Annotated in this window: 19 protein-coding genes and 1 riboswitch; of the genes, 10 read left to right on the top strand and 9 right to left on the bottom strand. The window is 58.0% G+C overall.

From position 1 onward, the window contains the following. Positions 1-73: 73 nt before the first annotated feature. Positions 74-481, bottom strand: a complete 408-nt coding sequence (locus tag METAL_RS15460) for a type II toxin-antitoxin system VapC family toxin (RefSeq protein WP_005373766.1) — start codon at positions 479-481, stop codon at positions 74-76. Further along, complete coding sequence (locus METAL_RS15455; RefSeq protein ID WP_005373764.1) at positions 478-732, bottom strand: antitoxin; 255 nt, start codon at positions 730-732, stop codon at positions 478-480. The genes METAL_RS15460 and METAL_RS15455 overlap by 4 nt, the downstream gene beginning before the upstream one ends. A 192-nt stretch (positions 733-924) precedes the next feature. Next, a riboswitch (cobalamin riboswitch) is annotated at positions 925-1,146 on the top strand. 114 nt (positions 1,147-1,260) lie between these two features. Between METAL_RS15455 and METAL_RS15450 the strand changes: the two genes are divergently transcribed. Beyond that, positions 1,261-4,068 carry a ribonucleoside-diphosphate reductase subunit alpha gene (locus METAL_RS15450; RefSeq protein WP_005373762.1) on the top strand — a complete coding sequence of 936 codons (2,808 nt, stop codon included), beginning with the start codon at positions 1,261-1,263 and terminating at the stop codon, positions 4,066-4,068. Continuing rightward, on the top strand, positions 4,065-5,228 hold the full coding sequence (locus tag METAL_RS15445) for a ribonucleotide-diphosphate reductase subunit beta (protein ID WP_005373760.1): 1,164 nt from the start codon (positions 4,065-4,067) through the stop codon (positions 5,226-5,228). The genes METAL_RS15450 and METAL_RS15445 overlap by 4 nt, the downstream gene beginning before the upstream one ends. 116 nt (positions 5,229-5,344) lie before the next feature. Here METAL_RS15445 and rpiA read toward each other — a convergent pair whose 3' ends face one another. Both rpiA and METAL_RS15435 read right to left on the bottom strand, forming a co-directional pair. Continuing rightward, complete coding sequence (gene rpiA, locus METAL_RS15440) at positions 5,345-5,998, bottom strand: ribose-5-phosphate isomerase RpiA (protein ID WP_005373758.1); 654 nt, start codon at positions 5,996-5,998, stop codon at positions 5,345-5,347. A 110-nt stretch (positions 5,999-6,108) separates the two neighbouring features. Beyond that, positions 6,109-6,567, bottom strand: a complete 459-nt coding sequence (locus METAL_RS15435) for an EVE domain-containing protein (protein ID WP_005373757.1) — start codon at positions 6,565-6,567, stop codon at positions 6,109-6,111. 277 nt (positions 6,568-6,844) lie between these two features. Here METAL_RS15435 and METAL_RS15430 point away from each other — a divergent pair, with 277 nt between their 5' ends. The 4 genes from METAL_RS15430 (at position 6,845) to parE (ending at position 10,965) form a co-directional block, all read left to right on the top strand. Beyond that, positions 6,845-7,612: a flagellar motor protein gene (locus METAL_RS15430; protein WP_005373755.1), complete on the top strand. Its 768-nt coding sequence runs from the start codon at positions 6,845-6,847 to the stop codon at positions 7,610-7,612. After that, the gene (locus tag METAL_RS15425) at positions 7,609-8,421 is read left to right on the top strand and encodes a flagellar motor protein MotB (RefSeq protein WP_005373754.1); all 813 of its coding nucleotides are present in this window, start codon (positions 7,609-7,611) and stop codon (positions 8,419-8,421) included. Before METAL_RS15430 ends, METAL_RS15425 begins: the two co-directional genes overlap by 4 nt. Positions 8,422-8,541: 120 nt before the next feature. After that, positions 8,542-9,009: an MEKHLA domain-containing protein gene (locus tag METAL_RS15420; protein WP_005373752.1), complete on the top strand. Its 468-nt coding sequence runs from the start codon at positions 8,542-8,544 to the stop codon at positions 9,007-9,009. A 63-nt stretch (positions 9,010-9,072) separates the two neighbouring features. Next, positions 9,073-10,965: a DNA topoisomerase IV subunit B gene (gene parE, locus METAL_RS15415; protein ID WP_005373750.1), complete on the top strand. Its 1,893-nt coding sequence runs from the start codon at positions 9,073-9,075 to the stop codon at positions 10,963-10,965. A 34-nt stretch (positions 10,966-10,999) separates the two neighbouring features. Here parE and METAL_RS15410 read toward each other — a convergent pair whose 3' ends face one another. The 3 genes from METAL_RS15410 to galE all read right to left on the bottom strand — a co-directional run bounded on the left by METAL_RS15410 (position 11,000) and on the right by galE (position 13,470). Next, the gene (locus tag METAL_RS15410) at positions 11,000-11,782 is read right to left on the bottom strand and encodes a M90 family metallopeptidase (RefSeq protein WP_005373747.1); all 783 of its coding nucleotides are present in this window, start codon (positions 11,780-11,782) and stop codon (positions 11,000-11,002) included. Positions 11,783-12,040: 258 nt separating this feature from the next. Continuing rightward, the gene (locus METAL_RS15405; RefSeq protein WP_005373745.1) at positions 12,041-12,454 is read right to left on the bottom strand and encodes a VanZ family protein; all 414 of its coding nucleotides are present in this window, start codon (positions 12,452-12,454) and stop codon (positions 12,041-12,043) included. Beyond that, positions 12,451-13,470: a UDP-glucose 4-epimerase GalE gene (gene galE / locus METAL_RS15400; protein ID WP_005373744.1), complete on the bottom strand. Its 1,020-nt coding sequence runs from the start codon at positions 13,468-13,470 to the stop codon at positions 12,451-12,453. The genes METAL_RS15405 and galE overlap by 4 nt, the downstream gene beginning before the upstream one ends. Positions 13,471-13,898: 428 nt before the next feature. Here galE and yoaA point away from each other — a divergent pair, with 428 nt between their 5' ends. Beyond that, complete coding sequence (gene yoaA, locus METAL_RS15395; RefSeq protein WP_005373742.1) at positions 13,899-15,818, top strand: DNA repair helicase YoaA; 1,920 nt, start codon at positions 13,899-13,901, stop codon at positions 15,816-15,818. Here yoaA and METAL_RS15390 read toward each other — a convergent pair. Then, positions 15,811-20,949, bottom strand: coding sequence for an EAL domain-containing protein (locus METAL_RS15390; RefSeq protein WP_005373740.1), 5,139 nt, complete (start codon positions 20,947-20,949; stop codon positions 15,811-15,813). The two genes, yoaA and METAL_RS15390, sit on opposite strands and share 8 nt — an antisense overlap. Before the next feature lie 699 nt (positions 20,950-21,648). Between METAL_RS15390 and queF the strand changes: the two genes are divergently transcribed. The 3 genes from queF to METAL_RS15375 all read left to right on the top strand — a co-directional run bounded on the left by queF (position 21,649) and on the right by METAL_RS15375 (position 23,242). Then, positions 21,649-22,038 carry a preQ(1) synthase gene (gene queF / locus METAL_RS15385; RefSeq protein WP_005373738.1) on the top strand — a complete coding sequence of 130 codons (390 nt, stop codon included), beginning with the start codon at positions 21,649-21,651 and terminating at the stop codon, positions 22,036-22,038. Between the two features lie 7 nt (positions 22,039-22,045). Next, positions 22,046-22,900, top strand: a complete 855-nt coding sequence (asd, locus tag METAL_RS15380) for an archaetidylserine decarboxylase (protein WP_005373736.1) — start codon at positions 22,046-22,048, stop codon at positions 22,898-22,900. Positions 22,901-22,981: 81 nt separating this feature from the next. Continuing rightward, positions 22,982-23,242, top strand: coding sequence for a hypothetical protein (locus tag METAL_RS15375; protein WP_005373735.1), 261 nt, complete (start codon positions 22,982-22,984; stop codon positions 23,240-23,242). Positions 23,243-23,416: 174 nt separating this feature from the next. Here METAL_RS15375 and METAL_RS15370 read toward each other — a convergent pair whose 3' ends face one another. Beyond that, on the bottom strand, positions 23,417-23,710 hold the full coding sequence (locus tag METAL_RS15370; RefSeq protein WP_005373733.1) for a helix-turn-helix domain-containing protein: 294 nt from the start codon (positions 23,708-23,710) through the stop codon (positions 23,417-23,419). Positions 23,711-24,041 lie beyond the last annotated feature (331 nt).

Below are 24,041 nucleotides of genomic sequence, written 5' to 3'. Positions count from 1 at the left end.
ATACAATTCGGCGTAGTGGCTACGAAATTCAAACATTCGGTATCTATCTCGCGAATTGAATGTAGATGCGCTCTCACCCAGCCCAATCCTCAACTATCAAGCCGTCTATCCGTACGAACTCGCGCATGTTGTGCGTGACCAAACAAGCGCCGATTGTCAATGCGTGGCAGGCAATCCACAGATCGTTGGCGCCTATCGGCGTTCCGGCCGATTTCAATCGGGTAAATTGGCTTGCATAGTCCCGGCATAAAGCACCGTCAACTACATATTCGACCGGCACGATCCTCAACAATTGTTCCAATTGTCCCAAGACCTTCTCCTTGCGCTGGCTACGCTCGGCGCCTTTCAGCAACTCGGCATAGGTGACAAACGACATGCGCAGCGCGCTATTCTTGGGCAGATTGTTGATACGTTCAGCTATGGAAGGCGGTTTGTTTTTGATCAGATAGATCAGCATATTGGTATCCAACATGTAGATCATAAAGACTCGCGCTCCTGCATCGGCACTGGTTCGTGGGCGTCTTCGATCAAATGCTCGGCAAAGTCGTCGTCGAAGCCCTGCAGAACTGCCAACAAGGCGGCTCCGCGGTCGGCCGGCAACGGATGAATCAGCAAGTCGCCGTTGGGGCAGCGGCTGATTTCCACTTGGCTAACGTCCAGCCGAAATTCCTGCGGAATCCTGACCGCTTGGCTGTTGCCGTTTTTGAAGATGCGGGTGGTCAAGGTGGTCATGTCATTACCTCATGTGTGTACAATGCGTATGTATTATTATCTACTTGCTGTAACGCCGCAAGCCATGCCGGCCGAAATCGCTTGTTGGGTAGGAGTGGTCGTACCGATTGCGGATGCTATATATTGTGCAAATTTCAAGGTATAAACCGCTTATATAGTATTTCGGCCTTGACAGATCACCTTGACGAATCTACACTGCATCGCCAAGACGGTTCCCCCCGAAGGGGATTAAAAGGGAATCCGGTCGATGGTTTGGGAATGAATGATATTCTCACTGTCGGCAAGCCGGAGCTGCCCCCGCAACTGTAATCGGCGAGTCGAGGTTCAACCCGTGCCACTGGACGCGAGTCCGGGAAGGCCGAACCGAGACGGCGACCCGAAAGCCAGGAGACCTGCCCTCGAAACCTTCAGTCAACCAGGAGCGGGGTGTCTCCGAAGACGATGGCCAGCGTGCGGTTTTGGCGATAAGGGCTATACCGTGCGCGCCGTTGCGGCTTCGCTTCCCCGTTCCACTCCGTGGAGAATCACATGGAAGCCGCCGCCGTTCCCCCCGCACGTCATGACCCAAACACCGCCGAAATCGGCACTTTCTCAACACCGTCTCCGCTACGCCTGCCGGATTATGGGCTGGAAGTGATCCGCCGCAACCGCGCCATCGCCGCGTTTCAGCCGGAAAAAATCGCCATCGCCATTACCAAGGCCTTCTTGGCCGTCGAAGGCCAGCACAGCGTCAATTCGGCACGGATACGCGAGCAAGTCGCGCAGCTCACCGCCAGCGTCGTCGACGCCTTGACGCGGCGCCTGCCCGGCGGCGGCACTGTGCATATCGAGGATATTCAGGACCAGGTGGAACTGGCGCTGATGCGTTCCGGCGCCCACGACGTGGCCCGCGCTTACGTGCTGTACCGGGAAAAACACGCCGAGCAGCGTGCGGCCCAGCAACCGCTTGAAAACGCAGCGCCGATCTTGCATGTTGACGACGGCGGCCACCGCCGGCCGTTGGATAGTTCCGCGTTCATCGCTTTGTGCCGGGAGGCCTGCACCGGTTTGAGCGACGTCGATGCCGAGCGGGTCTGGGCGCAAACGCTGCCCAATCTGTACGATGGCATGCCGTTGGCGGCAGTGCGTCAGGCTTTGGTTTTGGCCGCGCGCACCTTGATCGAAGCCGAACCGGATTACGCCAAGGTCGCGGCCCGTCTGCTGTTGAGCAACCTGCGCCAGGAGGCGACCGGCCAGCCGCTGACGCAAGCCGATATGGCCGAGCGCTACGCCGATTGTTTCGCCGAGTTCCTCGCCGCCGGCGTAGCGGCCGAATTGCTGGATAAGCGCCTGCTGGAATTCGACTTGCCTCGCCTGGGCCGAGCCTTGCAGGCCGAGCGCGATCTGCAGTTCGATTACCTGGGTCTGCAAACCCTGTACGACCGCTATTTTCTGAACGTCGAAGGCCGGCGCATCGAATTGCCGCAGTGTTTTTTCATGCGGGTGGCGATGGGGCTGGCGCTGAACGAGATCGACCGCGAAACAAAGGCGATCGAATTTTACCAAGTGCTGTCCAGCTTCGACTTCATGTGCTCGACGCCGACCCTGTTCAACAGCGGCACCCGCCATCCGCAATTGTCGTCGTGCTATCTGACCACGGTATCCGACGACCTGGACGGCATTTACCAAAGCATCAAAGAAAATGCGCTGCTGCAAAAATACGCCGGCGGCCTGGGCAACGACTGGACGCCGGTGCGGGCGCTGGGCAGCCGGATCAAGGGCACCAACGGCCATAGCCAGGGCGTGATTCCGTTTCTGAAAGTGGTCAACGATACCGCCGTTGCGGTCAACCAGGGCGGCAAGCGCAAGGGCGCGGTGTGCGCCTATCTGGAAAACTGGCATCTGGATTTCGAGGAGTTTCTGGAATTGCGCAAGAACACCGGCGACGAACGCCGCCGCGCCCATGATATGAATACCGCCGCCTGGGTATCGGATTTATTCATGCAGCGCGTGCGGAGCAACGGCGACTGGACCTTGTTTTCGCCGGTCGACGTCCCCGATCTGCACGATTTGTATGGAGGCGCCTTTGCCGAGGCTTATCAAGCTTACGAAGCCAAGGCCGAGCGCGGCGAGATCAAATTGTACAAACGTGTCGGCGCGGTGCAGCTTTGGCGCAAGATGCTGACCATGCTGTTCGAAACCGGCCATCCCTGGATTACCTTCAAGGATGCCTGCAATCTGCGCTCGCCGCAGCAGCACGCCGGGGTGATCCACAGCTCCAATCTCTGTACCGAGATCACGCTGAATACCTCGGCCGACGAAACCGCGGTCTGCAATCTGGGCTCGGTGAATCTACCGGCGCATCTGGTTGAACGCGATGGCGTTTGGCAACTGGATGCCGACAAATTGCAGCGCACCATCGCCACCGCGATGCGGATGCTGGACAACGTCATCGACATCAATTTCTACGCGACCGTCAAAGCGCGTAATGCCAATTTGCGCCATCGACCGGTTGGATTGGGCATGATGGGCTTCTCCGACTGTTTGCACAAGCTGGGCGTCAGCTATGCCAGCCCGGAAGCGTTAGAATTTGCTGACCGCTCGGCGGAAATGCTGTGCTATTACGCCTACCGGGCTTCGGCCGATCTGGCTGAACAGCGCGGACGTTACAGCAGTTTTGTCGGAAGTTTATGGCAGCAAGGCGTGTTGCCGCCAGACACATTGGCGCGACTGATTGAAACGCGCGGCGATTTGGGTGTAGCGGCCAGCGGACAGTTGGATTGGCACGCATTGCGCGAACGCATCGCCCAAGTCGGCATGCGCAATTCCAATTGCGTGGCGATTGCGCCGACCGCGACGATTGCCAATATCGTCGGCGTATCGGCGTCGATCGAGCCGGTCTATCAGAACCTGTACGTCAAATCCAACCTGTCCGGCGAGTTCACCGTGGTCAACGCCGCATTGGTGCGCGAGTTGAAGGCGCTGGATTTGTGGGACGCGGTGATGGTGGCCGATCTGAAATATTTCGACGGCTCATTGGCGGCCATCGAGCGGGTGCCGGAAACGATCAAGGCACGCTACGCGACCGCCTTCGAAATCGAGCCGGAATGGCTGATCGAAGCCGCCGCGCGCCGGCAGAAATGGATAGACCAGTCGCAATCGCTGAACTTGTATGTCGCCGCGCCGACCGGCAGCAAACTGGACCGCTTGTACCGCTTGGCGTGGCAGCGCGGGCTGAAGACCACCTATTACCTGCGTACCCTGGGCGCGACCGCGATGGAAAAAACCGGCGATGGCGGCGAGCCGGCCGCCAAGGTTTGCTCGATCACCGATCCGGATTGCGAGGCCTGCCAATGAAATCGACGTTACATTTCGACGATTGGGACGTTCCGGCCGCGCTGCCCTTGAGCATCGAAGCGTTTGGAAATGTGGAGGAACTGCGGGCAATAGATCGGCCCGGTCTGCATTCCCACGCGGAGCGTGGGGACGATGCGGCCGGGGAGAACTCAAGCTTGCCGCCGATCGATGCCGAGCAAAAACGCATCGTCAACGGCCAGGCCGACATCAACCAACTGGCGCCGTTCAAATACCCTTGGGCCTGGTCGTTTTTCCTGAACGCCAACCGCAACCATTGGACGCCGCTGGAAATCTCGATGGCGCAGGACGTGCACGATTATCAGCACAAGCTGACGCCGGCCGAGCGCCATGTGTTCGAGAACGTGCTGGCTTATCTGACCACCTCGGACATCCTGGCGATGCGCAACATCGGCCTGGCGGTGATGGAAAAGATGAGCGCGCCGGAATTGCAGATTTACCAGGCGCGGCAGGTGTACGAAGAAGCGTTGCACACCTGGACCTATCAGCACTGCATCGAAACCTTGGGGATCGACCAGCGCGAGATTTACAACCGCTACCGGGTGGTGCCGGAAATCCACGGCAAAATCGCGCTGGCCAACCGCCGCCTGCACGGCGTATTGCAATCCGGCCGGCCTTTGACCGACCGCGACACGCTGCACGAGTTTGCGCTGGCCTACCTGTTCTTCGCCGCGGTGTTCGAAGGCTGCTGGTTTTACAATGGCTTCAGCCCGGTGTTTGCGTTGCAGCGGCGCGGTTTGATGAAGGGCGCCGCCGAACAATTGCAGTACATCATGCGCGACGAAGTGTTGCACTGCGCATTCGGTATCCGCGTGGTGCGGCAACTGCTGGAGGAGGAAAATCTGCAGATGGATCCAGAAGCGCTGCGCCGGATGTGGGACGAAGCCGAAGCGGCCGAAGCGGCTTACGCCGGCTACATTCTGCGCGAACCGATACTCGGCTACAACGCCGGTCTGCATATCGAGCAATTTCGCTACATCGCCAACCGCCGCGCCCGCCAGTTAGGTATAGCCGAACCGTTTTCCGGCGCCGCCAACGTCTTGCCGTGGCTGGATGAGCAGGCCAATTTGCGCAAGGAGAAGAACTTTTTTGAAACCCGCGTTACGGAATATCAGACGGGCGGGGCGCTGGTTTGGGAATAGCTCCCGGTTTAAGCGAAGCGATGGGCTTTCCGGCTGAATAAAAAAAGCCGCACCCGAAGCAGGTGCGGCTTTTTTGAGGCTGTAGAACCTGAAAAGCCGAAGGCCGGCTTGCGGCCTTACCAGCTCTTGATCTCGTCGCCCTGGCTGACCAGAATGACGTCGGCCGGACGCATCGCGAACAAGCCGACGCAGACCACGCCGGTGATGTCGTTGATGGTTTTTTCCAGCTCGATCGGGTCCAGAATGTCCAGGTTGTGCACGTCCAGGATATGGTTGTGGTTGTCGGTCACGAAATTCTCGCGCCAGACCGGCTGGCCGCCCATCTTGACCATTTCGCGGGCGACGTAGCTTCTGGCCATCGGAATCACTTCGATCGGCAGCGGGAACTTGCCCAGCACGTCGACGCATTTGGAACCGTCGGCGATGCAGACGAATTTTTTGCTGGCCGCGGCGATGATTTTTTCGCGGGTCAGCGCGCCGCCGCCGCCTTTGATCAACTGTTTGCGCGGGTTGATTTCGTCGGCGCCGTCGATGTAAATGTCCAGCGTGCCGACTTCGTTCAGGTCGAGCACCGGAATGCCGACTTTCTTCAGCCGCTCGCTGGTGCCGACGGAACTGGAAACCGCGCCTTCGATCGTGCTTTTATAGTCGGCCAGCATCTTGATGAAATAATTGACCGTCGAACCGGTGCCGACGCCGATCAGCGGAATGTCCTTGACATAATCCAAGGCGGCCGCGGCGACTTTTTGTTTTAATTCGTCTTGAGTCATAAGTTTCCTGTTGTGCTTGATGTAAGTGGCTTAAATTGCGTGATCATACCGCATAAACCGGCATTGTTCAGCCGATTTTTTAAAACGGCCGCGGGTTTGGGATACACTGTTTACAGAAGCGACAGGACGAAATCCCACTGTTCCTTCGTCACCGGCATGATCGACAATCGGTTGCCGCGCCTGACCAGGGCGAGATCGGCGAGTTCGGGGCGCTCTTTCAGTTCTTTCAGGGTGATCGTGCGCGGCAGATGCCTGACGTATCTGACGTCGACCATGAACCAGCGCGGATGGTCCGGCGTGCTTTTAGGATCGAAATGCGGGTCGCCCGGATCGAAGGCCTTGAAATCGGGATAGCCTTCCCGGGCTATTTCCATGATGCCCACGATGCCGGGCTCGGGGCAGTTCGAATGGTAAAAGAAAACCCGATCGCCCAGCTTCATCCGGTCGCGCATCATGTTCCGCGCCTGGTAATTGCGTACGCCGTCCCAGTGTTCCGTACCGTCCGGCTTTCGGTAGAGATCGTCGATGCTGAAAGTATCGGGTTCGGACTTCATCAGCCAGTATTGCATACTGAAATGCTCCTTTTGATTCAGGGAAAATTTTCTGCGCTGCCGTCCCCGTTATATCGTCTTTAGCCGGTGGCGTCTACAGCGCGCCGGTTGAACTTGGCTATACTCTGATTCATGCGTGCGTGGAGGGCCCGTTCGTAGAAAAGGGATTTCGGACCGGGTTGATGGCTAGGGCTTGTTCATCTGTTGTATAGTAGCGATAAATGACCGAAAAGGCGCGGCCTTTACCACGGGCGAGCGATATAAATTGCGAAATTGAGCGAATAAAGCAACCATCATGGATATTTTAAGCGTCATCGGCCTGCTGATCGGTATCAGTGCGCTGTTATTCGGTAATTTCTTGGAGGGCGCCAGTCTCGGTTCGCTAGTTAACGGGCCGGCTTTTATTATCGTGTTCGGCGGTACGCTCGGTGCGACGTTATTGCAGTTTCCGCCCCTCATCTTCATTCGCAGCCTGAGGTTGTGTTTGTGGGTGTTTTTTCCGAAGAAAAAGAATCTTTCGGTCGAGATCGACAAGATCGTCGAGTGGAGCCATTCGGCGCGCAAGCTGGGGCTGCTGGGATTGGAGGACGAGATAGAGTCCGAGCCCGATCCGTTTATCAAAAAGGGCCTGCAGTTGCTGGTCGACGGCAACGAGCCGGAAAGTATCCGCAATATTTTGGAACTGGATATCGACAGCCGGGAGGATATCGATCTGCAGGCGGCGAAAATGCTGGAGGCAATGGGCGGGTATGCCCCTACCATCGGCATGTTGGCGGCCGTGATGGGGCTGATTCATGTTTTGGAAAATCTGTCCGATCCGAAGATGCTGGGTGCAGGCATCGCGACCGCGTTTGTGGCTACGGTGTATGGCGTCGGTTCCGCCAATCTGTTTTTTTTGCCGATGGCAAACAAAATCAAAACGTATGTCTATGCCTCTTCCCAGGCAAGAGAAATGATTGCGGCCGGGTTGATTGCGATTTCGCAAGGCGAAAATCCGCGTAATATCAAACTGAAATTAAGCGCTTACCTGTTTGAGTTCGAGAGTGATAGCAGTAGTTTATGAGAAAGAAACGTAAGAATAGGGCGAACGAAGCCATCCATCACGATCGCTGGCTGGTGTCCTATGCCGATTTTGTGACGCTTCTGTTCGCATTCTTCGTGGTCATGTATGCGCTTTCGGCAAGCAACGAAAGCCAGTATCAGGCGGTTTCCCAATCCATAAGGACGGCTTTTCTGGAAAAAAAACATCAGGTCATCATATTGGAAGAAGCGTTAAGGGAAAGAGTCGATCATGTGAGTCCGATCGCACTCGACGAAGAGTGGGTGGCCGATAGCAGGCAATTGCAGCAAGCCTCCGATCAATTGACGCAACAGTTGGGCGAACAGATCAAGGATCAATTGGTTGCTGTCAGCAAGGGCAACTCCTGGATAGAGCTGCAGATGAACAGCGAATTGCTGTTTTTGAGCGGCTCGGCGGACTTGTCGGCAAACTCGCTGCCGGTACTCAAAAAAGTCGCGGAAATTCTGAAGCCGCTGCCGAATCAGATTCAGGTCGAAGGGCATACCGATAATCTGCCGATCGGTACGTCCAAGTTTCCGTCAAACTGGGAATTGTCGTCGGCCAGAGCCACGACCGTCGTCAGGGAGCTCATCAAAAACGGCATCAATCCGCCTCGCCTGTCGGCCATAGGTTATAGCGAGTTTCATCCGGTCGCGGACAATAACATCGAGGCGGGCCGTTTCAAAAACCGAAGAGTCTCGCTGCTGATTATTTCGCAAGATTATTCGCGCGACCGTTTGCACTCGATCAACGCGAATAGACCGGCTGCCGGCGGCCAGGACCAGAATTTATCCGCTTCGGCCAAGCCTTGACGCCGATGCCGCGCGAAAAGAGAGGCAGACGGCTTCCGGATTCCCCTTGATTGTTGCCGGACCGGGGCCCTACAATATCAAGTTTGTTGGGCGCATATCAGTGAATAGGCTAAAGAAATAATGGATTATCCTTCCGAAGAAAACTGCTATCAGGCCAGCCATGCCGGTCTGATCATCCAGAGCTACCAGCTCCTGCTCGGCAGGGAGCTGATTCCCGGCATTTCCGCCGACCCGAATTCTGCCGAGACTTTGTTTCGTGCGCCGATTGCGGTGATATCGCACGATACCGCGCCGGACCCGGTCTTCAATTACGCCAATCTGCAGGCGTTGGCGCTTTTCGAGATGAGCTGGGAGGAATTTACCCGCATGCCGTCCCGCTTTTCGGCCGCGCAGGCCGAATGGGCCGAACGCGAAAAATTGCTCACCTCGGTCAAGGCGCACGGCTTCGTCTATCCCTTGCAGGGCGTCCGGGCTTCGAAAACCGGCAAGCGTTTTGAAGTCCATGACGGTGCGGTCTGGAACTTGATCGATGCCGGCCGGCAGTACCGGGGGCAGGCGGCCTGTTTTTTTGCATGGGAATCGCTCTGAATTTCCCAGTGACTGTCCCGTTTCCGGCGAAACGAGAATCCCGGATTTTGAACTGAAATCATCATGAGCAACGAATATAATGCCGCGGCCATCGAGGTCTTGAGCGGCCTGGAGCCGGTGCGCAAACGCCCCGGCATGTATACCGATACGACGCGCCCGAATCACTTGGTCCAGGAAGTTGTCGACAACAGTGTGGACGAAGCGCTGGCCGGCCACGCGGATACGATCGAGGTGATCCTGTACAAGGACGGATCGGTGCGGGTCAGCGACAACGGCCGCGGCATGCCGGTCGACATCCATCCGGAGCAGGGCATTCCCGGCGTCGAGGTGATTCTGACGCAACTGCACGCCGGCGGCAAGTTTTCGAACAAGAATTACCAGTTCTCGGGCGGTCTGCACGGCGTCGGCGTTTCGGTCGTGAACGCGCTGTCCGCCTGGCTCGAAGTCGAAGTCAAGCGGGGCGGCAAGGTCTACCGAATGGCATTCGCCGACGGCGAAAAGACGAGCGATTTGACCGAAACCGGCACGGTGGGCCGGAATAACACCGGCACGACGGTCACCTTTCTGCCCAACGAAAAATATTTCGATTCGAGCAAGGTTTCGGTCACCCGGCTGAAACAAAACTTGCGCGCAAAGGCGGTCCTGTGTCCGGGACTGAAAGTCAGCCTGAAGGTCGAGCACCCGGAAGAAGAAATCGTCTGGCGTTACGAGCATGGCCTGAAAGACTACCTGCTCGACCGGATCGGCGATATCGATTTCCTGCCGGAGCAGCCGTTCATGGGCGGCATGGCGGCCGACCACGAAGCGGTCGAATGGGGCATCGTCTGGGCATTGGAAAATCCCGGGGAAATACTCGCCGAAAGCTATGTGAACCTAGTGCCCACCGCCCAGGGCGGCACGCACGTGAACGGGCTTCGGGCCGGCCTGACCGAAGCGATGCGCGAGTTCTGCGATATCCGGAACATCCTGCCGCGCGGTGTCAAGGTCGCTCCGGAGGATGTCTGGGAAAACTGCCATTTCGTGCTCTCGGTCAAGCTGGAGGATCCGCAGTTTTCCGGCCAGACGAAGGAGCGGCTCAGTTCGCGCGAATGCGTCGCGTTCGTCTCCGGCGTCGCCAAGGACAGCTTCAGCCTGTGGCTGAACCAGCATCCGGCCGAGGGCGAGAAAATCGCCGAAGTGATCATCGCCAGCGCGCAAAAGCGCCTTCGCGCCAGCAAGAAAATCATCCGGAAAAAAATCACGCAAGGTCCGGCCTTGCCGGGCAAACTGGCCGACTGCTCCGCGCAGGACATCGGCCGGACCGAACTGTTCCTGGTCGAAGGCGATTCGGCCGGCGGTTCGGCCAAGCAGGCGCGGGACCGCGACTTTCAGGCGATCATGCCGCTGCGCGGCAAGATCCTGAATACCTGGGAAGTCGATTCGAACCTAGTGATGGCTTCGCAGGAAGTGCACGACATCGCGGTTGCGCTGGGCATCGAGCCGGGCTCGAACGATTTGGCCAACCTGCGCTACGGCAAGGTCTGCATCCTGGCCGATGCGGATTCCGACGGCAACCATATCGCAACTTTGATCAGTGCGCTGTTTTTCCAGCACTTCAATGCGCTGGTCAGGGCAGGGCATGTGTTCGTCGCGATGCCGCCTTTGTACCGGATCGATGTCGGCAAGCGGGTGTTCTATGCGTTGGACGAATCCGAGCGCCAGGGCGTGCTGGACCGAATCAAGGCCGAAAAGCTGAAAGGCCAGATCAACGTGCAGCGGTTCAAAGGCCTCGGCGAAATGAATCCGTCGCAGCTCCGCGAAACCACGATGAATCCGGATACGCGCCGGCTCGTGCAATTGACGGTCGCCGACGGCGACGGTACCGGCGGCCAGTTCGATCTGCTGTTGGCCAAGAAACGCGCGCCGGAGCGGAAAATCTGGCTCGAAACCAAGGGCAATCTGGCGGATGTCAAATAAAAGGCCGGTATTCGCTTTGGGCCGGGGAATCTTTTTATTGGCCGGTCCGCTCTTTTCGCAGCAAGGGATTTTGCCGGTAATAGAGGCTCAACTGCTCGTAAACGGCCGCAAATTCCGTCTGCAGGATTTCCGGCGCGCAGAAAAAATACTCGCTGACCACCGCGAAGAATTCGGCCGGGCTGTCGGCCGCGTAAGGGTCGATCAAGGTGCGGCGTCCATGATCGACCCGCCGGACAAACTGTGCGTAGGCCGCGCTGAACGCCGCAGACCACGGCGCGACCGGCATCCGGTAATGCAGGGGCGGATAGCCGTCGGCCGGCCCGTTCAGCATGTCGAGCTTGTGGGCAATCTCATGGATGACGACATTGCGCCCGGCTTCAGGCTCTTCGAGTTCCCGCTCGATCCCGTCCCAGGAAAGGATCAACGGCCCATGCGACCAGGATTCCCCGCATAGATGCAGTTCCTGAGGATGGACGACGCCCGCCTCGTCCGTTTCCTCATGCCTGACCCGGAAATCGGCAGGATAAACGATCACTTCCCGCCAGCCCGCCAAACAGCCGAATCCGAGTCCCAGCACCGGCAGGCAGGCGAGCGCCGCAATCCGGAGGCGCATCGCATCGGTCAATGCCAGTCCTTGAACTCCGCTGAGCTCTTTTTCGTAAAGGAACACGGTCGCCAACTCGCGCAGGCGCGCTTTTTCGGCCGCGGTCAATTCGCGTAGCGGCGCGCAATCGTGGAGGGCTTCCCTCCACAGGGAATGCGGGATCGGATGGCGGCGCAGAATACGGCAGAGGTGCATGCGTTTTAACCAGTTCATCGAGTCGCTTCAGGAAATGAAAGACTTGGATATGGGGGGCAATGTCTTTAAGACAAGATCGGGTCGCTTGGTTGTAGGGTACGCTGTGCGTACCTTTTCACCTTTCCAATGGTACGCGCAGCGTACCCTACAGCGGTTCGTACTGTTGGGGGGTAACCCAAGCCGGCAAAGGGGCACGGTAAGCGCTCGTCGGGGGAACGATAGGGGGGAGGTTATGATCGAGCCAATCCTTGACTATCTTAACGCGGATGATGGTGTTTATGGGTGGGGCAGGAGTTTTTTCCCGATCCGGCGAGCGATCAGAATCCCGATCAAAATCCCCAGGCCGTCGAAAATCAAATCGCCCGCATCGGCCGACCGGCCGGGAAGGGTCAATTGCCTTCCCTCGTCCCACAAGGCCACGCCCGCGCAGAACAAAGCGACCGGCCAACGGATACGCAAATTCAGCCCGAAATCCAGCAGGCCGGCCAGTACCGCAAACCAGGACAGGTGCGCCAGTTTGTCCCAGGGTGCTTTGAACAGGCCTGCCGCTTCCGGCCGATGGCCGCCCCAAATGAATAAAAGCAGCAAGATCGACGCGAGCAGCAGCGACAGCCGTCTCAACAGCAGCAAGACCGTCACCGAGTGTTTTTGACAGTACGAGGCAAGCAGCGCCAGAACAGGCGTCATCATCGGATTTTGTCGTTTCCCGAAGATTGCCACCGCCAGACGTCGCGGCACATTTGTTCGAGGCCGCGGTCGGCCCGCCAGCCCAGTTCGCGCTCTGCGAGCGCCGGGTCGGCGTAACAGATCGCGACATCGCCGGGACGCCGCGGCGCAAACCGATAAGGCACCGGCCGGCCGCTGGCTTTTTCAAAGGCATCGATCATCTCAAGCACGCTGTAACCCTGGCCGGTACCCAGGTTATAGGTCAGCACGCCGGTTTGCCGGGCCAGCTTTTCCAGCGCCTTGACATGTCCCCGCGCCAGATCGGCCACATGAATGTAATCCCTGACGCCGGTGCCGTCGACAGTCTCGTAATCGTTGCCGAATACCGAGAGTTTTTCGCGCCGTCCCTCGGCGACCTGGGCGATATAAGGCATCAGATTGTTCGGAATGCCGCCCGGATCCTCGCCGATCAGGCCGCTTGGGTGCGCGCCGGCCGGGTTGAAATAGCGCAGCAGCGCAATGCGCCAGCGCGCGTCGGCGACGGCCAAATCGCGCAGCATGTCCTCGACCATGCGTTTAGTGCGTCCGTAGGGATTCATCGGCGCTAGCGGAAAATCCTCCCGGATCGGCACCGATGGCGGTTCGCCGTAAACGGTGGCGGAAGAGCTGAACACGACGGTGTGAACGCCGAATTTCGCCATCGTCTGCAGCAGCGCCAGGCTGCCGGAGACGTTGTTATCGTAATAGAGCGCCGGATCGGCGACCGATTCGCCGACCGCTTTCAGTCCGGCGAAATGGATCGCCGCATCGATCGCATGTTCGGCAAACACCGTTTCCATCGCCGGCCTGTCGCGGATATCCATCTCGATGCAGACCACGGTTTTTCCGGTAATTTCCTCGACCCGCTTCAATACCGAAGGTTTGCTGTTCCGGAAGTTGTCGATCACGACGATCCGATAACCTGCCTCCAGCAGTTCGACGCAGGTATGGGAGCCGATATAGCCGGCACCGCCGGTCACGAGGATGGTGTTTATCTGCATGGGCTTGTCCGTGTTCGGCCGCTGTTTCGGCGGTTTCCGGGAAACCTGCGCGTGTGAAGGCCCGCGATCGGCGGGAGCGGATCGGGGCGGCGCGCTGGAGAAGGCGCATCGACCGGGGCGTGTCGAAAAACGATCCCAAGGAGGTGGAGGCGGTCGGGCATGGCTTATTTTCCGGATAGCATCAAGGACGGATGGTGTGGCATGGTCTTATCTCGACAGCTTATCGTTTGATTGAGTTACAGTTTATAGTTAACGAAAAAATAGGGATACCCGCAAAAAAGGATATCGGGAAGATAGTGAATGGATACCGGAGTTATTTACAAACAGGCGGCCGAGATCAAAAAAGCCTCGCCGCGGGGCTTTTCGGCATTAGAATATAAGCCGTTTTTTCTTTTTACAAACCCTTCAGCCCGATCTCCTGAAATCGAGTGACCGAATTAGAATTATTTTTCAGCCGCGAAGGCGGTTTGGCAAAGGCGACCAAGGGCTACCGGCCGCGCGCGCCGCAAATCGAAATGGCGAAGGCGATCGCGGAGACGATCCGGTCCGGGCGGCATCTGATCGCGGAAGCCGGCACCGGTACCGGCAAGACTTTTGCGTATCTGGCGCCGGCGGTTTTGTCGGGCAGCAAGGTGATCGTTTCGACCGGCACCAAAAACCTGCAGGATCAGTTGTTCAACAAGGATCTGCCGTTGATCCGCAAGGCGATCAAGACGCCTTTTATGGCCGCGCTGCTGAAAGGCCGCGGCAATTACCTGTGCACTTACCGGCTGGAGAATTCGCTCAATTCCGCGTTCGGATTCAGCAAAGAAGATGCCGACGCGCTGAGCAAGATCAAGTCCTGGGCGAAGCGCACGAAAACCGGCGATATCGCCGAAATGTCCGAGGTGACCGAGGCGAATCCGGTCTGGTATCAGGCCACCTCGACCGTCGAGAATTGTCTGGGCCAGGACTGCCCCCATTATGCCGACTGTTTTCTGGTCAAGGCCCGGAAAGCCGCGCAGGAAGCCGAAATTCTGGTCGTGAATCATCACCTCTTATGCGCGGACTGGTCGATTCGCGGCGGCGGCTTCGGCGAGCTTCTGCCGAAGGCCGACGTGATCATCGTGGACGAGGCGCATCAGCTGGCCGCTACCGCGTCCGATTTTTTGGGCGTCAACGTCGGCAGCAAGCAGTTGAACGATCTGGCTCGGGATGCGCTGGCCGAGTATTTCAAGGATGCCACCGACCTGCCGGCCTTGCGCGCCGCCTGCGAAGCGCTCGAACACGGCAGCAAGGACCTGCGCCTGGCGTTCGGGATCGAGCTGAAGCGCGGCGAATGGCGGGAGATCGAGAGCAATCCGAAAATTTTGGGTGGGTTGGCGGATGTTCGGAGCCAATTGCAGAACCTGGCCGACCAGCTCGAACTGGCCTCGGTGAAGAGCAAAGGACTGGAACTGTGCTTCAAGCGGGCCGAGGAACTTGCGCAGCAATTGAAGACCGTTTCCGAAGAGGCCGGCGGCAAGTGGATCCGCTGGTATGAAACGCACCGGAAGACGGTTACTCTGAGCCGGACGCCGCTCGACATCGCCGCCGAATTCAGGCATTTCATGCAAGCGAGCCAGGCGGTATGGGTTTTTACCTCGGCGACCTTGAGCGTGGCCCAGCGCTTCACGCATTTCGCAAACGGGCTCGGCATCGCCGATGCCGAAAATGCACGCTGGGACAGCCCGTTCGACTATGAAAGTCAGTCGCTGTTTTATCATCCGAAGGGCTTGCCGAAACCCGAGAGTCCGGATTTTACCGCGTCGATCCTCGATTTCGTGGTGCCGGTGCTGCAGGCCAGCCGGGGGCGGGCGTTTTTTCTGTTTACCAGCCATCGCGCGTTGAAAGAAGCGGCCGAACTACTGGCCGACAAAATTCCCTATCCGCTTTTGATTCAGGGCACCCGGCCGAAAGGCGTGCTGCTGGAACAGTTCAAGCAGGCCGGCAACGCGGTGCTGCTCGGCACGTCCAGTTTCTGGGAGGGCATCGACGTGCGCGGCGAAGCGCTGTCGTGCGTGATCATCGACAAATTGCCGTTCGCATCGCCCGGCGATCCGGTGTTGAAGGCGCGGATGGAGGCGATGAGGCGGCAGGGGCGCAATCCGTTTTTCGAATACCAGTTGCCGGCGGCGGTGATCGCGCTCCGGCAGGGCATCGGCCGGTTGATCCGCGACGTGACCGACCGGGGCGTCCTGATGGTCTGCGACCCGCGCCTTCTCAAGCGCTCCTACGGGCAAATCTTTCTGGACAGCGTGCCGGCGATGCGGCGCACCCGCGACATTGCGGAGGTGCAGGCATTTTTCGAACGGGAAGAAGCTACCTGACCGCCGCCTGCCGGCATTTTTCGAGCAGGGCATCCGCTACTTCCCTGGAGGCGAGCAGGGCGCCGAATTCCGCTGCCGGCAGCGGATGGCTGACCAGAAAGCCCTGATAGAGATCGCAGCCTTTTTCTTTCAGGAAGGCAAGCTGCGCCGACGTTTCGACGCCTTCGGCCAGCACCTTGAAGCCGAGAATGTGTCCCATCGCGATGATCGTGGACGCGATTTCCATGTCATCCTGCTGATCCGGGATGTCGTCGATGAAGTTCTTGTCGATCTTCAGCACATTCAACGGAAAGCGCTTCAAATAGGCCAAAGACGAATAGCCGGTGCCGAAGTCGTCGATCGCCAGGCGCACGCCTTGCTCGCGCAGGCTCTTCAGAATTTCGATCACGTCGGTCTGGCGCTCCATCAGGCCGCTTTCGGTCAGTTCCAGTTCCAGATAGCGGGCTGGAAACCCGGTTTCCCGTAGCACCTCCGCCACGAGGACGTTGATGTCGCTTTGGCGGATTTGATGCTGCGAAACGTTCACCGCCAGCGAAATCGGTTTGAAGCCCTTATCGAGCCATTCCTTGCCTTGGCGGCAGGTTTCTTTTAGCACCCAGGCGCCGACCGCCTGAATCAGGCCGGTCTGTTCGGCGACCGGAATGAAATGGTTCGGCGAAATCATGCCTTCGACGGGATCCTGCCAGCGGGCCAGCGCTTCGGCGCCGACGATCTCGCCGGTCGCGATGTCGATCTGCGGTTGGTAATACACGAGCAGTTCGTTCTGCACCAACGCCCGGCGCAGGCGCGCTTCCATCTCGATGCGCCGGCGCGCGGCTTCGGTGAACTCGTTGGAAAAGAAGGCGAAACGGTTGCGGCCGCCTTCCTTCGCTTCATACAGCGCCGCGTCGGCCTGCTGCAGCAGTAATTCGGGCGTATGCCCGTGCTGGGGATACAGGCTGATCCCGACGCTGGCGCCGATCAGCACTTCGCCGGCATTCGGGATCGACCAGGGCTCGCTGAGGTCGTTGATGACCGCCTGGGCGATGCGGGCGGCATCTTCCGGATGCGTGATATTTTCCAGCACCACCGTAAATTCGTCCCCGCCCAGCCGGGCCACCGTATCGATGTCCCGTACCCGGTTGACCAGCCGGTTGGCGACCAATTGCAGCAGCTGGTCGCCGACCAGATGGCCGAAGCTGTCGTTGACGTCCTTGAAGCGGTCCAGGTCGAGCATCAGGAGGGCGAGTTGCGTGCCTTCGCGTTTGGTGGTTTCGATGCTGTGTTCGAGGCGGAAGAACAGGCGCAGCCGGTTCGGGAGCGAGGTCAGCGTGTCGTGGTGCGCAAGGAATTCGAGTTGCGCTTCGGACGCTTTGAGCTGGGTGATATCGGCGAAGACGCCGACATATTCGGTGACGTTGCCCGAATGGTCGCGCGCGACGCTGACGTTCAATAATTCGGGATAAACTTCGCCGTTCTTGCGCCGGTTCCAGATTTCCCCCTGCCAAAAGTTCTGGGCGCGGATCGTTTCCCAGAGGTTTCGGTAGAACTCGCGGTCGTGGCGTCCCGACGCCAAAATACCGGCGCTTTTACCGAGCGCTTCCTGCTCGGTATAGCCGGTAATCGCGGTAAAGGCCGGATTGACTTTCAGGATGCGGCGGCGTGCATCGGTGATCATGAAGCCTTCCTGGCTTTGTTCGAACACTTTGGCGGCCAGCTTGAGCTGCGTCTCGGCGCGCTTGCGGTCGATCGTCAGCGCGGCGTAATGGGCCACGGTTTCGATCAGTTTACACTGGTATGCGTTCGGTACGGCCTTTTTGCGGTGGTAAACCGCAAAGGAGCCCCGTACTTTGCCGTCGGGGCCTTGTATCGGCTCCGACCACCAGGACTTCAGGCCGGCCCGTACGAGCAGGTCTCTGATCCGGGCGCAGCGGGGATCCGTCATCACATCGTAGGCCACCGCGCTTTCGCCCTTGCCGGCCGCATAGCCACAGCAGCCGGTGTCGTCGCCGATTTGCAGTCCGTCGATGCCGCTCTTGTAGAAATCGGGCAGGCTGGGGGCGGCGGCCGGATTCAGGCTGCGTCCTTTATCGTCAAGCAGGAAGATCGCACAGCAAGTGTCAGGCATCAGGGTTTCGACTTTGTGCGTGATAGCCTCCAGAATCTCGGTCAAGGGCGTGCTGCTGGTGATGCATTCGAGCATGAATCCGCGAAGTTCTTCCAGGTTTTGCTCCTGGCGGCGTTCGGTCAGATCCATGTTGGTGCCCGAGATGCGCACGACCTTGCCTTCCTTGTTGCGCGAAATGAAGCTGCGTTCCAGGATCGGCACGTAGTGGCCGTCCTTATGGCGCAGGCGGAATTCGATCGCATGCATGCTTTGTCCTCTGTGCAGCGCCTTGCGTAAATCGTTCTGGATGAAATCGAGATCGTCCGGATGGACCAGGCTGTGCCAGAGTTTGGCGTCGCTTTGCAGTTCGTCCGTTTCGTAGCCCAGCATGTGCCACCATTGGGGCGAGTAGTACAGGCGGTTTTTTTCCAGATCCCAATCCCAGGGCGCATCGTTGGAGCCCTTGATCGCGAGCATCAGGCGGGTTTCCGATTCCTGCAGGGCCTGTTCGGCGAGTTTGCGCTGGGTAATGTCGTGGGTAACGCCGAGCAGCATCACGACGTTGTTGTGGTGATCGGGCAGCGGCGCGGCATAGGTTTCGAGCCAGCGGCGCGAGCCTTTGAGCCCGGTGATTTCGAATTCGAGAGAACCTTGCTCGCCTTTCATCACGCGTTTGTGCAGGGCGGTAAAGGCCTCCCGGTATTCAGGCAGAATGAAATTGAGCAGTTCGTGCTGCCGCACCTGATCCAGAGAATCGGCTTCCAGCATCTTCAATCCTGCGGCGTTCATCTCGAGCAGATCGCCGTTTTTGTCGACCACCTTGACGCATTCCGGTTCGGTCTCGATGATCGCGCGCAGGAATTGCTCGTTTTTCTGCAGCGCGCATTCGGCCTGGGTCCGTTTCTCTTCCCTTGCGAAATTGTCGAGGGCGAAGCTGATGTCCCCGGCCATTTTGAGCAGGAGATCGCGCACGTCTTCGTCGAACGCATGCGTCTTGCCTGCGTACAGGCAGAAGACGCCCACGACCTCGCCGTTACGGTGAATCGGCAGCGCCGCCTTCGAGCCCCATCCGTAACGGGACGCCACTTCATGCCAGGGCAGGGTGGAGGGGGCGTGGGAAAAATCCTGGCACCAGACCGGCCGGCCTTCGAGTATCGCAGTTCCTGAAGGCCCGTTGCGGAACGGCGATCCTTCCGCCAGATCCATATCGATTTCCTGAAGATACTCGATTCCGTCGCCGGCCCAGGCTACCGGAGCCACGCGTTGTTTTTCGGCGTCGGTCAGGCCTATCCATACCATTTTCATGCCTCCGAATTCGACCGAATCACGGCAGATTTGCCGGTACAGTTCGGTCGCGTAGGTACAGCGCACGATGGCTTGGTTGCAATGGCTCAAGGCGGCATACAGTTGGGTCAGGCGTTGAATTTTGTCCTCGCTGTTTTTATGCTCCCTGATTTTTCTCTGGAGTTCGCGGGTACGGATTTTGACTACCTCTTCGGTTTGCAGTGTGCGTCCGGTCAGCATCAGCAAACCGATTCCGGTGAGGCCGGTAAATAGAAAACAGCCCAGGATCAGCCACCACATATTCCAGTTGAGCTGTTCGGCGTAAAATTCGGGGGTCGCGGAGTAGGTGACGATCCAGGTCCGGTCGGCCACGCGCAGGGGCAGGGACTTTTCCAGCCTGGGAAAATCCGGCGACAGCTTCGGCATGAGCGCCGTTTCGCTGAGCAGCTCTTTGCCGCTGTCGGTTATTCTCAACAGCAGCTGTAAATCGGCGAATTGTTCTTTAACGGTTCCGATTTTCCGCGGCACCTGGAAAACACTCGCGATAAATCCTGCCAGTGCCGCGCGCCGCTCCGGCAGCGTGGCAAGCGGACGATCGGAGAAATAAACCGGGGTGTAAATCACCGCGCCGGGCTGCGGGGACGTATCCCGCACGAGCCGTATCTGGCCGGCGAGGGTCGTTTGAGCCGTATCCCGGGCTTTTTGGATCGCCGTGTAGGTATCCGGCCTGGATGAAATATCCAGCCCCAGGGCTTCGGCGTTGCCCGCCAGAGGTTCGGCATAGATAATCGGGAAATATTCCTGCCGTACCGGGGCCGGGCGAAGGGGGCGGCGGTTTTCGGCCGCTTCGGCGTAAAGCGGCTTCCCGATCCGGGCTTCGTAGGCGGCCCGCTCAGCCGCCGGAATTCTCGGTATCCACTCCAGCGCCTGGATGTCCGGATTGTCCTTCAGGAAAGGCTGGGTAAGATGCCGGAAGGCTTCGGCATTCACGGGAAGCGAACTGTCGAAGAATGCCTTGATGTTCCGATTGACCTCGATATAGCGGTTGAATTCGTTTTGCAGGGCGTTATGCAGCAGGCTGCATTGTTCGTCGAACAGCGAATCGATGCGCTTTTGTTCCTGCTGTTTGCCGAAATGCAGAATCACGATCACCAGCAGCGACAGGATGGCCAATGGCAAGGCAACCCAATTGAGGCGCATGTTTTTGCGGTTGCGCAGCACGCCGATGAAGCTCAGCAGCAAAGGCGTGAAAATCAATACCCCCATCGTATCGCCTATCCACCAGGTCAGCCAGCTTAACGGCAGATCGTCGGGCGTTATAGCGTTGTACAGAAACAGGGTGAAGATGCCGAGCGAGGCGGACAACATGCAGCTGGCCGGTCCGCCGAGCGCAATGAAGCGCAGGATGCTGCGGTCTCTGGTCAAGGGGTTGTCGGCACCCACATAACGGCGGGTCAGCCAGACGCCCAGGGCTGCCTGCAGAACGGAGCCCGCGCTGGCGATACTGGCGATGGACAGGGAGAATTTTATGTTGCCCGGATAGACCGCGTCGATAAAGGAGAAGGTCTGAGCGGCAAACGAACCGGCCAGGAGCCCCGGAGCGACTTTGTATCCGTAGGTGAACATACCGGCGAAAGCGATCCCCGCCGCCGGCCAGACCGGGCTGGCGTGGCTGGGCGGTATCGACAGCAAGGTGCCGAAATAGCCGCCCATGAAATAGCCGAGTGCAAGCCAGAGGTTGATTTTTATGAGGTATCGCATTGATCGGCTATTAAAATCGGGTAATCCGGATGCGCGGGACCGGGAGGCACTTAGGCGCCGCGCAGACTGTTTTAAAGTGAATCGTGAATTCCGGTCGGTGCTCGACCTGGCGGCGTGGGGCGTATTTCGGAAAGGAAAATTTTTCAAAAATCTATAGCTCGTTTGGAATCGGCATTCGTAGTGTTACAGGTACAGGTTTGGGTAAAACGTAAGCCATACGAAACATGCCATTTTCATGTTCGCCGATTGTCAGCCTCCGAAGCCGCCAAGGAAGTGAAAAGCGACGGTATTTATGCGTTTTTGATAATGCGCCTGGGCCGCCTATAGTAATTTAATCTTTTTGGATAGCCAATCTTCTCTTTCGATTGGGAAAATTTATAGGAAAAAAGTAAGAGCGCAACTCTCTTGCCGGTATGAGGTGTGCCTTGAGATTTTCTCCTTTCCCAAAGCCGGATTACGTTTATTCAGAAAGTGCGGCCCGGTAAAAGTTCACTTACACAGGGCCTGTTCCCTGTACGGCCAGGCGGACATTCTCGACGCTGCGTTGACGCCGGTTTTGCGTTTGGCATCGGGTCGGTGAACCGGGTCGGTTGTCCGGTCACTCAAGCGATTTTCGCGCGGGCGATCGCGAGGGCAGCCATTTTGCCTCGGATACTGGTAAAATAAAGGGTTATTGATTCCACCGGCTTTTTACAAAAAATGAGTACACAACCCAGCAAAGACCTCGAAACCTTCGTAAACCCCGAGCCCGGCCGGGACTATACGATCCGCATCGACATTCCCGAATTCACCTGTTTGTGCCCGAAGACCGGACAGCCCGATTTTGCGACGATCCGCCTCGAATATGTGCCGGCAGCGGCCTGCGTCGAGCTGAAAGCGCTGAAATTGTATATCTGGTCGTTCCGTGACCAGGGCGCCTTTCATGAAGCGGTGACCAATCAAATCCTGAACGACATCGTCGCCGCGATCCGGCCGAATTTTCTGCGCGTACGCGCCGAGTTCAACGTCCGCGGCGGCATTTACACGACCGTCGTCGCCGAGCATCGCAACCCGGACTGGCAAGCGCCGCAGCCGGTCCACCTGTCCTGAAGGTAATATGATCAAAGACCTGTTGACCGCGCTGCCGCAATACCTGCTGCCGCAGCATACGCTGTCGCGGCTGATGAGCCGTCTGACCCATTCGGAACATGCGGCCTGGAAGAATTTTTTTATCCGCCGGATCATCCGCCATTACGGCGTGAACATGGACGAAGCGCTCGAACCGAATATCGAGGCTTATAAAAGTTTCAACCATTTTTTCACCCGCGAATTGAAGCCCGGCATCCGGCCGTTTCCGGATGCGCCGGATGCGATCGCCTGCCCGGCGGACGGCGCGGTCAGCCAGGCCGGCGCGATCACCGGCGGCCGAATTTTTCAGGCCAAAGGCAAAAGTTTTACGGCCGTGGACTTGCTCGGCGGCAGCGAGGAACGGGCGGCGCCGTTTCAGGACGGGGTATTTACGACCATTTATCTGTCGCCGAAGGATTATCACCGGCTCCACATGCCGTTGACCGGCACCCTGCGCGAGATGGCGCACATTCCGGGGCGCCTGTTCAGCGTAAATACCGCCACCGCGAACGTAGTGCCGGGCCTGTTTGCGCGCAACGAGCGGGTCGCGGCGATCTTCGACACCGAGATCGGGCCGATGGCTTTGGTGCTGGTCGGCGCGATTTTCGTCTCCAGCGTCGAAACGGTCTGGCACGGCGTGGTGACGCCGCCGACCGCCAACGCCGTGCAAACCTGGCGCTACGGAGAAGATGCGCCGATTTTGCGGATCGGCGAAGAAATGGGCCGTTTCAACATGGGTTCGACGATTATTGTGCTGTTCGGCAAGGACCGCGCCGCATGGCGCGAGGGTCTGGCCTCCGGCCTGCCGGTCAGACTTGGAGAAATGATCGGCAGAATGCGGTAATCGAAATGCCGTCCGTTAGAAAAAGCGCCCGAACGGCGCTTTTTTTATGCTTTTTTATCATTACGATAACGAACAACCCCTATGGCATCGCAGGTATTGAAAAACTTAAAAATCTATGAGGTTTATATTCAATATTGGGACCCCGATGCCAACGATACGTTTTTGCTGGTCGGGCTGCGCGGCTGGCTGCACGACCATGCCGACGAATTGAACGTGGCGCAAGCAAAGCGGCTGCGCGCGACCGACGAGCAGGTCTTGCAGTTGGTGGCGCAAAACTACGAAGAAACGGAAGACACCGTCGATTTGCGTCTGATCGCCGAGATTATCAAGCTTCGTAGGTAGTTCCGTAGCCTCGATGCTGCGACAGTCGTGCAGGTCGGGCACGCTTTTTGTGCCCGAAATTTTCGATATGACGGTATGAAGTCATGGTTACGAATCATCGAACAGCCTCTTCGCTACGCCTAAATGTCGGGCAACGATGAAGCTGTTGCCCGACCTACTCTATTTACCTTTCAATCAGGTATTTTTAGAGGTTCCCTTTATGCGGCGCGCTTTGTGAGTTTTTATCGGTGCCAATGCCGCCCGATAATCTGAAACAAAACCCGCCACGTCAATTTCCAGAATGTCTGCCAGCTCAATAAATTCGGGAAAATCCAACCGCCGCTCCCCACGCTCGTACTTGGAAATGTAGCTCTGCGGTTTCCCCAGCTTTTCCGCGATTTGCATCTGCGTCAAACCCGAAGCAACCCTGGCCTGAACAAGCAGACTCCTGAAAATCTGGTAATCGACATTGTGTAGTGAACTGGGCATGCGCCCAGACTAATAACCTATTGCGGGTTATCCCAAAATGGGTTATTTTAAGAGTCGGATGGCAGCGCATAGGACGAATGTCGTCAGTCGTGTAGGTCGGACACTCGCTTTTGGCGCCCGACATTTACAATGCCTTGAAAAGGTGACGGGATTTCAGACCCGCGCAATATTCCAAAGCATGATCGCCACATGGATGTCGGGCAACGATAAAACGGTTGCCCGACCTGACTACAGGACTTCGTTTACCCTACTTGCTATGCGTGAAAAACAAATGGCCAAAGGATATTGCGCGCAACGCGGCGTATAAAGCCATCATCGAAGGTATTTTGAA

The sequence above is a fragment of the Methylomicrobium album BG8 genome (assembly GCF_000214275.2).
Lineage (GTDB): Bacteria > Pseudomonadota > Gammaproteobacteria > Methylococcales > Methylomonadaceae > Methylomicrobium > Methylomicrobium agile.
The sequence above is the reverse complement of the archived record's forward strand: the minus strand, read 5'-3'. Positions and strand labels throughout refer to the sequence as shown.